The 11,378-nt window shown below is 69.5% G+C and carries 11 protein-coding genes; 10 read left to right on the top strand and 1 reads right to left on the bottom strand.

The features are described 5' to 3' along the window. Positions 1 to 13 precede the first annotated feature (13 nt). From AAG895_RS13020 to AAG895_RS12975, 10 genes are all read left to right on the top strand, one after another. Positions 14 to 1,057, top strand: coding sequence for an EamA family transporter (locus tag AAG895_RS13020; protein WP_345792432.1), 1,044 nt, complete (start codon positions 14 to 16; stop codon positions 1,055 to 1,057). Between the two features lie 285 nt (positions 1,058 to 1,342). Beyond that, the gene (locus AAG895_RS13015) at positions 1,343 to 2,734 is read left to right on the top strand and encodes a formylmethanofuran dehydrogenase (protein WP_345792431.1); all 1,392 of its coding nucleotides are present in this window, start codon (positions 1,343 to 1,345) and stop codon (positions 2,732 to 2,734) included. Next, complete coding sequence (locus tag AAG895_RS13010; RefSeq protein WP_345792430.1) at positions 2,731 to 4,407, top strand: formylmethanofuran dehydrogenase subunit A; 1,677 nt, start codon at positions 2,731 to 2,733, stop codon at positions 4,405 to 4,407. The genes AAG895_RS13015 and AAG895_RS13010 overlap by 4 nt, the downstream gene beginning before the upstream one ends. After that, on the top strand, positions 4,404 to 5,369 hold the full coding sequence (fhcD, locus tag AAG895_RS13005; protein ID WP_345792429.1) for a formylmethanofuran--tetrahydromethanopterin N-formyltransferase: 966 nt from the start codon (positions 4,404 to 4,406) through the stop codon (positions 5,367 to 5,369). Before AAG895_RS13010 ends, fhcD begins: the two co-directional genes overlap by 4 nt. Further along, on the top strand, positions 5,366 to 6,196 hold the full coding sequence (locus tag AAG895_RS13000) for a formylmethanofuran dehydrogenase subunit C (protein WP_345792428.1): 831 nt from the start codon (positions 5,366 to 5,368) through the stop codon (positions 6,194 to 6,196). Before fhcD ends, AAG895_RS13000 begins: the two co-directional genes overlap by 4 nt. A 28-nt stretch (positions 6,197 to 6,224) precedes the next feature. Then, positions 6,225 to 6,758 carry a formaldehyde-activating enzyme gene (fae, locus tag AAG895_RS12995; RefSeq protein ID WP_345792427.1) on the top strand — a complete coding sequence of 178 codons (534 nt, stop codon included), beginning with the start codon at positions 6,225 to 6,227 and terminating at the stop codon, positions 6,756 to 6,758. Beyond that, positions 6,745 to 8,700 carry an aminodeoxychorismate synthase component I gene (gene pabB, locus AAG895_RS12990; protein ID WP_345792426.1) on the top strand — a complete coding sequence of 652 codons (1,956 nt, stop codon included), beginning with the start codon at positions 6,745 to 6,747 and terminating at the stop codon, positions 8,698 to 8,700. Before fae ends, pabB begins: the two co-directional genes overlap by 14 nt. A 1-nt stretch (position 8,701) precedes the next feature. Further along, a complete protein-coding gene (locus AAG895_RS12985) occupies positions 8,702 to 9,472 on the top strand; it encodes an HAD-IB family hydrolase (RefSeq protein WP_345795292.1) in 771 nt (256 codons plus the stop codon). A gap of 233 nt (positions 9,473 to 9,705) precedes the next feature. Continuing rightward, entirely contained in the window at positions 9,706 to 9,912 is a 207-nt protein-coding gene (locus tag AAG895_RS12980) for a cold-shock protein (protein ID WP_345792425.1), read from the top strand. Positions 9,913 to 10,058: 146 nt separating this feature from the next. Then, on the top strand, positions 10,059 to 10,421 hold the full coding sequence (locus AAG895_RS12975; protein WP_345792424.1) for a hypothetical protein: 363 nt from the start codon (positions 10,059 to 10,061) through the stop codon (positions 10,419 to 10,421). Positions 10,422 to 10,486: 65 nt separating this feature from the next. Here AAG895_RS12975 and AAG895_RS12970 read toward each other — a convergent pair whose 3' ends face one another. Beyond that, a complete protein-coding gene (locus AAG895_RS12970; protein ID WP_345792423.1) occupies positions 10,487 to 11,299 on the bottom strand; it encodes a hypothetical protein in 813 nt (270 codons plus the stop codon). Between the last annotated feature and the right edge of the window lie 79 nt (positions 11,300 to 11,378).

Raw genomic sequence — 11,378 nt, 5'->3', positions numbered from 1 at the left:
CTCGGGCAGGGACATGAACAACATCCACGTCATCCACGCACTGCTCGCCGCGGCCCTGTTCGGTGCGAGCACCCCCTTCGCCAAGCTGCTGGTCGGCGAGATGTCGCCGTGGTTGTTGGCAGGCCTGCTGTACCTGGGGAGCGGCCTGGGGCTCACCGCCGTGCGCCTGGTACGCGATCGGGGCTGGACGCAATCCGGCCTCGCCAGCGTCGACTGGCCCTGGCTGCTCGGAGCGATTCTCTTCGGGGGGGTGGCCGGGCCGCTCGCGCTGATGTTCGGACTGACGCGCACGACCGGCGCGACCGCGTCGCTGCTGCTGAACCTCGAAGCGGTGCTGACCGCCGTAATCGCGTGGGGCGTCTTCAGGGAGAACGCGGACCGGCGCATCGTGCTCGGCATGCTTGCGATCGTTGCGGGCGGGGTGGTGCTGTCCTGGTCGGGCATCGGCGCGGGGACGGACGACTGGCTCGGGGCACTCGCCATCGTCGGCGCCTGCCTGTGCTGGGCCATCGACAACAACCTGACCCGGCGCGTCTCGGCCTCGGATGCGCTGTTCGTTGCCGCTGCGAAAGGCGTCGCGGCGGGCTCGGTCAATGTCGGGCTGGCCTTCGTCCTCGGCGCGAGTCTGCCCGCGGGTCCGGTCCTGCTCGGCACCCTGGCCGTCGGCCTGCTGGGCTACGGCATCAGCCTGGTGCTCTTCGTGCTTGCGCTACGCGGCCTCGGCACGGCGCGCACCGGCGCCTACTTCTCGACCGCGCCCTTCATCGGCGCAGCGGTGTCACTGTTGCTGCTGGGCGAGTCGACCTCGACGGCGTTCTGGATCGCGGCTGCGCTCATGGCTTTTGGTGTGTGGCTGCATCTCACCGAGCACCACGAACATGCGCATGTGCACGAGCCGATGGAGCACAGCCACCGCCATGTTCACGACGCGCACCACCAGCACGTGCACCCGTTTCCGTGGGCCGGCGACGAGCCGCACGCACATTGGCATCGGCACGAGCGCCTGGTCCACAAGCACCCGCACTTTCCCGACATCCACCACCGCCATTCGCATTGAGCGCCGGCGATGCCTGTCCTCCGCGCATCCTGCCAACCGGCGCGAAGCGGATCGTGCGCCGGCAGCTGGCGCGCGCGTCCCGGGCCACGAGGCGCGTGCCCACGAGGGGAGGGTACTTTCCCGGCTGCTCAGTTGTGACACACTCGGCCGCCACATGGCCGCGGCCTTGTGCCAGAGTTGAACGCCGCCGTGTCGCCGGGGGCGGGCCACGGGGCGGCGAACGACCGCGCGGCGGACATGGGGCCGCCGGCGCGGTCTGGCATATCGCTTGCATGGGGCGTGCGCATGAGTACGACGACTGAAACGACTCCCTCTGCAGCGGCGTTCGGGGCGGGCGCGCGTCCGGGGGACTGGACCTGCCCGTTCTGCAGCCTGCTGTGCGACCGCCTCGCGCTCGAGCCGGGTACGGTGTTGCGCCTGCGCGGCGCGGAATGCCCGCGTGCGCGGACCGCGCTGGCCGCCTTCGACGGTCCGGCGAGGGCGGCGCCCAGCGTCGATGGCAGGTCCCTGGGCCTGAATGCCGCGCTCGATGCCGCGGCCGCGCGACTGGCAGCGTCGCGCCTGGCGCTGTTCGGCGGGCTGGCCACCGATGTGCAGGGCATGCGTTCGCTCTACCGGCTGGCCAACGTGGGCGGTGCGATTCTCGATCACGCCCATGGCGAGGCGATGATGCCGGCCCTGCGCATGCTGCAGGACCGCGGGCAGATGTTTGCCACGATTGCCGAGATCCGGAACCGCGCCGATCTGATCGTCTGCGTCGGCACGGATGCGGTGTCGAGCCATCCCGAATTCTTTCGCCGCTGCGCGCCGGCCGATGGACGCGGCGACGGAGGCCGCGTGGTGTTCCTCGCCGCCCGCGATGGCGCGCCGGGCGCCGCCGAGATCCCGTGGGCGAGCGCGGTCGATACGCTCTGCCGCGATGGCGACATCTTCGAGTCCGTGGCGATGCTGGCAGCGCTGGTCGACGGCCGCCGCCTCGACGGTGCGGGCGCAAGAGCGGGTGATTCGACCGGCGGGCCGGTGAGCGCGGGGTCGGGCGTAGCCGGCTGCGACTCGGATGGGTCCGCACTCGCTGCGCTCACCGGACTCGCCGGCGCAATGCGCGCCGCCCGCTATTGCGTGATCGTCTGGGAGCCCGCCCGCCTGCCACCGCAGGGCGCGCTGGTCGGCGAAGTCCTGCTGCGCCTGATGATGAGCCTCAACCGCAAGACCCGCGCCGGCGCCTTCACGCTCGGCGGCAACGACGGCGCCCAGACCGCCAACGGCGCGATGAGCTGGCTCTCCGGCCTGCCGCTGCGCTCGCGCGTGGGGCCCCAGGGCGTGGAGCACGACCCGCTGCAGTACGCGACCGGCCGCCTGCTCGACGAGCATGCGGTGGATCTGCTGCTGTGGGTGGCGAGCTTTACGCCCGAGCTGGCCCCGCCCGCGACCGCGCTGCCGCGCATCGTGCTCGGCCATCCGGGGCTCGCGGCGGGCTGCGCGCAGGCGGGCACCGTGTTCATCCCGGTGGCGACGCCGGGCATCAACGCCGACGGCCACCTGCTGCGCTCGGACAACGTGGTGTCGCTGCCGCTGCACGCGGTGCGCGATGACGGCCTGCCGACTGTGGCCGAGGTGGCGCGCGCGCTGGTCGCCCGCCTGACGACCGGCGCCACGGCGAAGGAGGGCGCGCAATGACGACGATCCGGCTCAAGGGCGGGCGCATCTTTGACCCCGCCAACGGCGTCGACGGCGAGATCCGCGACCTCGGCATCCGCGACGGCCGCATCGTCGCGCTGCATCCGCAGGACACCGTCGACACCGAATACGACCTGACGGGCTGCGTGGTGATGGCCGGCGGCATCGACCTCCACACCCACATCGGCGGCGGCAAGGTGAACCTGGCGCGCATGATGCTGCCCGAGGACCACCGGCTGAACCGCCCGCGCGATTCGCTGCTGGAGCTCGCCTCCAACGGCTGCTGCACCCCGGGCACGCTCGAGACCGGCTACCGCTACGCGCAGATGGGCTACACCGCCGCCTTCGAGCCGGCGATGCTGGCCAGCAACGCGCGCCAGGCGCACATGGAGATGGGCGACACGCCGATCCTCGACCACGGCGCCTACGTGATGCTGGGCAACGAGGAGCTCTTCCTCGAGATGCTGGCGCGCGGCGAGGACCCGCAGCGCATCCGTGACTACGTCGGCTGGGCGATCGGCGCGAGCAAGGCGATGGGGGTCAAGGTGGTGAACCCGGGCGGCATCTCGGCCTTCAAGTTCAACCAACGCAAGCTCGACGTCGACGAGGACCACGTGCATTGGCAGGTCACCCCGCGCCAGGTGGTGCATAGCCTGGCGCGCGCGCTGTCCGAGCTCGGCGTGCCGCATCCGCTGCACATCCACGCCAGCAACCTGGGCGTGGCGGGCAACATCGACTCCACGCTCGCCACCATCGACGCGCTCGAGGGCCTGCCCGGGCACCTGACCCACATCCAGTTCCACAGCTACGGCCGGGAAGGGCCTAAGAAGTTTTCCTCGGCGGCGCGCCAGCTGGTCGAGCGGGTGAACGCCGCGCCCAATGTCAGCATCGATGTGGGCCAGATCATCTTCGGCCAGACCGTCACCGCCTCGGGCGACACCATGCGTCAGTTCGCCAACGCCGACCTGGGCAACCCGCGCAAGTACGTTGGCGGCGACATCGAGTGCGATGCCGGCTGCGGCGTGGTGCCTTTCCGCTACCGCGAGCAGAGCTATGTGAACGCGCTGCAGTGGGCGATCGGGCTGGAGATCTTCCTGCTGATGGACGACCCCTGGCGGGTGGTCCTGACCACCGACCACCCCAACGGCGGCCCCTTCACCAGCTACCCGCACCTGATCAAGCTGCTGATGGACAAGAGTTTCCGCGACGAGCAGCTCGCCCGCCTGCATCCCGACGTGGCGGCGATGGCCGAGCTGCGCGAGATCCGCCGCGAACTCTCGCTGTACGAGATCGCGATCATGACGCGCGCCGCGCCGGCCCGCCTGCTGGGGCTGACCGACCGCGGCCAGCTCGGCGTCGGCGCTGCCGCCGACATCGCGGTGTATCGCGAGGAGGCCGACCGCGAGGCGATGTTCGCCACCCCGGAATACGTGTTCAAGGACGGCCGCCTGGTGGCGCGCAAGGGCCGCATCGAGGCGGTGCCGGTGGGTGGCACCCACTTCGTCGAGGCCGACTACGACCCGGCAATCGAGAAGACGGTCGAGGCCTGGGCCGATCGCCACGCCAGCATCAGCTACCGCCACATGAAGATCGGCACCGACGAGCTGTGCTCGTGCAGCAACGGCGGCGCGCTGCTGGCGTGCAAGGTGCACGGACGCGGGAGGGCGCTGTGAGCAAGCCGCAGGAGACGACGAGCGCGATGAACACGGCGCCAGGCAGCGCGACGGTGAACGGCGTGAGGATCGACGACACCTTCGCCGAGGCCTTCCCGATGAAGGCCACGCGGGTGCTGATCACCGCCCACAACGAGACCTGGGCGCGCCATGCCGCGGTTTCCATGACGGGCTTCGCGACCTCGGTGATCGCCTGCGGTTGCGAGGCCGGCATCGAGCGCATGCTGGGCGCGGATGAAACACCGGACGGCCGGCCGGGCGTGTCGGTGCTGCTGTTCGCCATGTCGGGCAAGGAGCTCGCCAAGCAGCTCGAGCGCCGCGTCGGCCAGTGCGTGCTGACCTGCCCGACCACCGCGATCTACGCCGGCCTCGATGAAGGCGAGGCGATCGCGCTCGGCAGGAATCTGCGCTTCTTCGGTGACGGCTGGCAGATCTCGAAGATGATCGACGGCAAGCGCTACTGGCGGGTGCCGGTGATGGACGGCGAGTTCGTCGCCGAGGAGACCACCGCGCTGGTGAAGGCGGTGGGCGGCGGCAACCTGCTGCTGCTGGCGCGAGACACCGATGCCGCGCTGGCCGGCGCCGAGGCCGCGGTGGAGGCGATGCGCGCGGTGCGCGGCACGATCATGCCCTTCCCGGGCGGCGTGGTGCGCTCCGGCTCGAAGGTAGGCAGCAAGTACCCCGCGCTGATGGCTTCGACCAACGACGCCTTCTGCCCGGCGCTGACGCCGCTGGCAAAGCATAGCGAGCTGGATGCCGACACCCGCTGCGTGATGGAGATCGTCATCGACGGCCTGACCGAGGCGGACGTGTCCGCCGCCATGCGCGCCGGCATCGCCGCCATCGTCGCGCGTGGCGCTGCGGCCGGGGTCACGCGCATCTCGGCCGGCAACTACGGCGGCAAGCTCGGGCCTTTCCACTTCCATCTGCACCAGCTGATCGGTGGGGAGGGCGCGGCATGAGCGCGACACTCGGCTGGTGCCTGCGCCTGAAGGCGCAACCGGATTTCCGCGTCGATTTCGGCGGCGTGCTGCCGGCGAGGCTGGCGGCGATGACGGCCGCCGAGGTGGCGCGCGTCGAGATCCGCCATGGCAACGAGATGCTGGCGCTGGGCGAGCTGTTCAACGTCGCGGCGCTCGGTGGCGGTACGGCCGAGCTCAGCCCGGAACTGCGCCTGGAGGGTGATCTGTCGCGCTTCGACGCCATCGGCCAGGGCCTGGACGGCGGCGTGCTGCGCATCGACGGGGCGGTGGGCGACCGCCTCGGCCTGTCCATGCGGGGCGGCGAGATCCGTGTGCAGGGCAGCGCCGGACAGCTTGCCGGCTGCGAGATGGCGGGCGGGCTGATCGAGGTCGAGGGCGATGTCGGAGCGTTCGCGGCAGGCGCCTTGCCGGGCAGCATGGATGGCATGCGCGGCGGCACGCTGATCGTGCGCGGCAAGGCCGGCGCGCGCTGCGGCGACCGCATGCGCCGCGGCACCGTGGTGCTGCATGGCGACGCCGGCGACTTCCTCGCCTCGCGCATGGTCGCCGGCACGATCGCGGTCGCCGGTCGGGTGGGCGCGCACTGCGGCTATGGCATGCGGCGCGGCACGCTGGTGTTCGCCGGCCCACCGCCCGCAGTTCCATCCACCTTCGTTGCGACGCATCAAGACATCGTCGTTTTCTGGACATTGTTGCGCCGCAGCCTCGCTTATCATGGCGGCCCGTTCGCAGCCCTGCCAGCAAGCGCGCCGCGCCGCCTGGTGGGTGATCTGGCGGTGGACGGAAAGGGCGAATGGCTGTTTTGAGTTCATCGACCCCAAGCGGAGAAACCGAATGAGCAGGAACTACGTCTTCCACGCAGGTGAGGCCACCGTGCTGGCCGCCGAAGGCCAATTCACCGACGCCATGCCCGAGATCCTGATCGGGCGCACCGACGGCCCGGTCGGCCAGGCCTTCGCCAACATGATGGCGCAGAGCAAGGGCCACACCGCGATGTTCGCGATCCGCGCCTGCAACCAGATGGTGCGCCCGGCGACGATCACGGTGCCCAAGGTCACCTTGAAGGACAGCGCCAACATCGTGCTCTTCGGCGGCGTGGTGCAGTCGGCCACTGCCGATGCGGTGCTCGACTGCGTGATCGAGGGCATCATCCCGCGCGACGTGGCCGACGAGCTGTGCATCATCAGCCTGGTGTGGATCGACCCGCGCTGTGCCACCGACCCGAAGCTCGACAAGAAGGACATGTACCGCACCAACTACGAGGCGACCAAGCTCGCGATCAGGCGCGCGCTCAACAATGAGCCGAGCTTCGACGAACTGATCGCCAACCGCCACACCATCAAGCACGACATGGATGACTGGAGCTGAGCTGCTCGCGATGACCTGTTTCGCCCTGCTCGACGACTGCCATTCCACGGCCGCCGCACCCACCAGCCGGCTGTACACCGGCTTCGTGCGCGAGCACCGCTGCGATGACCCCGCCACGCTCGATGCGGTGTGGGCGGCGGCCGACCGCGACCTGCGCGCCGGCTTGCACGCGGTGGTGCTGGCCGACTACGAGTGGGGCGCGCGCCTGCTGTGCGCCGGCCACGAGCGCCTCGCGCCTGCGGATGGCGGCAGCCTGCGCGTGCTGATGTTCGAAGAGATCGCGCTGCTCGCTGCCGACGAGGTCGAGGCCTGGCTCATCGCGCGCGAACGCGCGGACACCGGCGGCGGGCAGGGCGGCGATGGCCTCGACCCGGCGCCGGCGGGCGCGCTCGACATCCGCCCGACCGTGGACCACGACGCCTTCTGCGCTGCGATCGACTGCATTCACGCGGCGATCGGCGAGGGCGAGACCTACCAGGTCAACTACACCTATCGGCTGGACTTCCGTACCTTCGGTTCGCCGGTGAGCCTTTACCGTCGCCTGCGCGCCCGCCAGCCGGTGGCCTACGGCGCACTGATCGGGCTGCCGCCGGGCACGTCCGGGCCGGACTGGGTGCTGTCGTGCTCGCCCGAGCTCTTCATGCGCAACAGCGGCGGACGGCTCTCGGCCAAGCCGATGAAGGGCACGGCGCCGCGCGCCCGCGAGGCCGAGGGCGACAGCGAGATCGCGCGATTGCTCGCCGGCGACACCAAGAACCGCGCCGAAAACCTGATGATCGTCGACCTGCTGCGCAACGATCTTGGCCGCATCGCCCGCACCGGCAGCGTGCGCGTGCCGGCGCTGTTTACGGTCGAGTCCTATCCGACCGTGTTCCAGATGACCTCGACCATCGAGGCCGCGTTGCCCGACGACACCGGCTTTGCCACGCTGCTGCGCGCGCTCTTTCCCTGCGGCTCGATCACCGGCGCGCCCAAGCACCGCACCATGCAGCTCATCGCCGAACTGGAGAACACCCCGCGCGGCCTGTACACCGGCAGCATCGGCTGGATCGAGGCGCCGCAGCGCCCGGAGCAGGCGTGTGGCGACTTCTGCCTGTCGGTGACGATCCGCACGCTGACCTTGCAGCAACGCGCCGACGGTGCCGGCTGCGACGGGCGCATGGGCGTGGGCGCCGGCATCGTCATCGATAGCCGCCCCGAAGAGGAGTTCGAGGAGTGCGCGCTCAAGGCACGCTTTCTCACCGGGCTGGATCCCGGGTTCAGCCTGTTCGAGACGATGTACGCCACGCGCGATGAAGGCATCCGGCACATCGAGCGCCATCTCGGCCGCCTTGCCGCGAGCGCTGCGGCGCTGCATTTCGCCTGTCCGCGCGCGGAGATCGTCGCCGCGCTGCGTCTGCAGGTGGCGGGCCTCGCGCCCGGGCAGCCGAGTCGCATGCGTCTGGCGTTGCACAAGGACGGCCGCTTCGAGATCGTCGTGGCGCCGCTCGAGCCGCTGCCACCCGGGCCGGTCGAGCTGCTGATCGCCTCCGGGCCGATCGACGACCCGCACGGACTGTTTGCCCACAAGACCACGCTGCGCAGCCGCTACGACGCCGGCATCCGCGCGGCGCAGGCGCGCGGCGCCTTCGACACCCTGTTCTTCGACGGCGACGGCTGGCTCACCGAAGGCGGGCGCAGCAATGTTTTCCTGCGCATCGAGGGCGAGTGGCTGACCCCGCCCGTCGGTCGCGGCGTGCTGCCGGGCACCATGCGCGCCGCATTGCTCGACGACCCGGAGTGGGCAGCGCGCGAACGACCGCTGCGCCTGGAAGACCTGCTGCGCGCCGAACGCATCGTGCTCACCAACGCGCTGCGCGGGGTGCTCGATGCGCGCCTGGCAGCGGGCGAAGCCGCACGCTGCTCGCGGCCGGTCGAAGCGATGCGGACCGGACGTGGCTGACATGCGCGGGGAGGCCGGGGCTGGTGCGCTCAACTGCCTTGCATCGCCGGATCGCGCCCCGGCTGATGGTGCATCGTCGGCGCTCGCGCTGTTCGACCTCGACTTCACCCTCATCCCGTCCGACAGCGGCCTGCGCTGGGCGCGCTTCCTGGTGGGCGAGGGCGTGTTGCCGTCGGGGACAGACGAGGCCTATCTGGATACCTGCCATGACTATGTCGCCGGCCGCATCGACATCGAGGTGCTGCACCGCTTCGCCGCCGAGCGCCTGCTGGCGGTCGCCGCAGGCGATGTCCCGGAACTCCAGCACCGCTTCGAGGCGGTGATCCGCAGCGAACTTCCCACCGCCAGCCGAGAACTGGTTGCGCACCATCGCCAGGCCGGCGACCTGTGCTGCATCGTGACCACGACCAACGAGGTGGTCGCGAGGCCGTTTGCGCGCGCCTTCGGCATCCCGAACCTGCTCGGCAGCCGCCCGCGCATCGAGAACGGCCGCTTCACGGGCGAGTACATCGGGCCCTTGTGCCACGGCGCCGGCAAGGTCGAGCGTGTCATGGCCTGGCTGGGCGAGCGTGCCGCGACGGTCCCCGGGGTGCGCGCCGCAGAATCGCCTGCGGCGCTGACCGGCTTTCGCGAGCGCGTCTTCTATTCGGATTCCCGCAGCGATCTGCCCTTGCTCGAATGGGTTGACCAGCCCATTGCAGTGCGCCCCGACGCAATGTTGCGCGCCCACGCGGAGGCGCGCGGCTGGCGGATCATCGAGCAACTGGCTTGAAGCCGGCCGTCCACACGCTACGTCTTCGAGGCCGCGTGCACCGGGCCAGGTGAAAATAAAGCTGTCCTTAGCGTTGAAACTCGCCCATACTGCGCCGCAGCGATATTCAAGTCGTGCAGTTTGTTTGTTGGCATATCCGATTCTTCGGTCGTATTCCCCCAAGTCATACCTCGCTGTCTTGATGCTCGCCCCACTCAGGGGGCTTTCCCCATTTTTTTTCGGAGATTCAAGACATGGCAGCAGGTACCGTCAAGTGGTTCAACGATTCCAAGGGTTTTGGGTTCATCACGCCGGAAGCCGGCGGTGAAGACCTTTTCGCCCATTTTTCCGCCATCCAGGGCTCGGGTTTCAAGACCCTCGCCGAAGGCCAGCGCGTCACCTTCGACGTGACCAACGGCCCCAAGGGCCTGCAGGCGTCGAACATCCGCGCCGCTGACTGAAGCCGTACCCCGATCTCGCGCTTCCAGCGCAGATCGTCGCAAGGCCCGACGCGAGTCGGGCCTTTTGCTTTTTGGCGCCACAACGATGCGCAGTGCTCTCGAGGGCTGTGCGGCGCCCGAACGTCCTTATCGAAAAAGGAAACTCAATGCCCCAGTTCATCCAGCGCACCGAGCTCAAGACCTTCTACTACACGCCCGTCCATTGCCCGTTTTGCGGCGTACGCGTGATGGGCGCCGATCCGGACGACGAGACCCGCATCACCGCCTGCCCGCACACGCTGTTCATCGCACACGACACCGCGTTCGAGTATCGCTCCGAGCGCTTCGACGACACCGTCGGATTGTGCGGGATGTCCGAGGACGAGGTCGAGACCAAGTGGCGCGCGGACGAGCGTGGCATCGATGGGTTCACCGACGCCGTTCGTCTGGCCGACGCGATCAAGGTCGCGGCCTACGCGCCTGAACCTTCTGCATATGGCTCGTACTACGGTTTTGCGCCGATCGCATAGAGAGCAGCTTGTCGATGGCCCGGGTGAGCGCGCTCGGGACCGATCCGGAGCGGGCGGGGGCGCGCCTAGAGTTCGTACTCCAGCTTGAGGCGCAGCGTGTAGTCGGGGGTCGCATCGGTGACGCCGAACAGCAGGCCGGCGGTGTAGTTCAGGCGCTGTCCGCCGGCATGCTTGATGCGGCCGAAGAGGGCTGGGCCGATCCTGTGCTCCTGCTCGTCGCGCTCGGCCCAGTCGTCCCACTGGCCCATCTCGCCCATGCCCTGCACGCCGTAGTAGATGCGGTGCGAATGGCGGTAGAGCACCTGCCACTGGTAGCCGAGCGTGGTGCGGGCTTCGGCGTCGTCATCGGCGCGGTCGGCAGCGCCGGGATCGTGGTCCTCGTCCTCTTCCTCGCCCTCGTCGCCTTCATCCTCCGCATCGACGTCCCAGTTACGCTCCACCAGCAGGTTGGCGTTGACCAGGAAGCGACCGACGGTGGTCTCGGACAGCAGGCCCAGCGTCGACGACCAGCCTTCCGCGCGCTCGCGCGGACGCTCGAAACCGACCAGCAGGCTCAGCGCGACCGGCGCGTCCTCGTCGATGATCAGGCCGAGGCGGTTCTCCCACTCGATCCCGCCGTACTTCATGTGCTCGCCGCGCGCGCGCTCGAACTCGACGCCGAGCTCGGTCGCCCAGCGCTCGCTGATGCCGGCGCCGAAACTGAGCGCCAGCGCGCTTTCGTATTTGCCCGCATCGCTGCGGTCCGTGCCATAGGCGACCTCGAACTCGCGCTCGCCCTTCTCGATGTCGGGCGCCATCACGTCGTCCGCGGGTGACGCGAAGGCGGCGCTTCCGGCGAACGCCCATGCGATGGTGGCGAGAAGGTGTTTCTTCTTCATTTGTGCTCCCTTGTCCCGATGGCGGTGCAGCGCGCCGGGTTGGCTACAGACTTGTTACAGGCCATCGCGCACAGCAAGA

Source organism: Thauera sp. JM12B12 (genome assembly GCF_039614725.1).
Taxonomy (GTDB): domain Bacteria; phylum Pseudomonadota; class Gammaproteobacteria; order Burkholderiales; family Rhodocyclaceae; genus Thauera.
This window is presented reverse-complemented; position numbering and strand designations above follow the sequence as displayed.

What these genes read in the sequence shown, in the direction of transcription:
- AAG895_RS13020 (WP_345792432.1), top strand. Translation starts at nt 14, where the DNA reads ATGAACAACATCCACGTCATCCACGCACTGCTCGCCGCGGCCCTGTTC.
- AAG895_RS13015 (WP_345792431.1), top strand. Translation starts at nt 1,343, where the DNA reads ATGAGTACGACGACTGAAACGACTCCCTCTGCAGCGGCGTTCGGGGCG.
- AAG895_RS13010 (WP_345792430.1), top strand. Translation starts at nt 2,731, where the DNA reads ATGACGACGATCCGGCTCAAGGGCGGGCGCATCTTTGACCCCGCCAAC.
- AAG895_RS13000 (WP_345792428.1), top strand. Translation starts at nt 5,366, where the DNA reads ATGAGCGCGACACTCGGCTGGTGCCTGCGCCTGAAGGCGCAACCGGAT.
- fae (WP_345792427.1), top strand. Translation starts at nt 6,225, where the DNA reads ATGAGCAGGAACTACGTCTTCCACGCAGGTGAGGCCACCGTGCTGGCC.
- pabB (WP_345792426.1), top strand. Translation starts at nt 6,745, where the DNA reads ATGACTGGAGCTGAGCTGCTCGCGATGACCTGTTTCGCCCTGCTCGAC.
- AAG895_RS12985 (WP_345795292.1), top strand. Translation starts at nt 8,702, where the DNA reads ATGCGCGGGGAGGCCGGGGCTGGTGCGCTCAACTGCCTTGCATCGCCG.
- AAG895_RS12980 (WP_345792425.1), top strand. Translation starts at nt 9,706, where the DNA reads ATGGCAGCAGGTACCGTCAAGTGGTTCAACGATTCCAAGGGTTTTGGG.
- AAG895_RS12975 (WP_345792424.1), top strand. Translation starts at nt 10,059, where the DNA reads ATGCCCCAGTTCATCCAGCGCACCGAGCTCAAGACCTTCTACTACACG.
- AAG895_RS12970 (WP_345792423.1), bottom strand. Translation starts at nt 11,299, where the DNA reads ATGAAGAAGAAACACCTTCTCGCCACCATCGCATGGGCGTTCGCCGGA.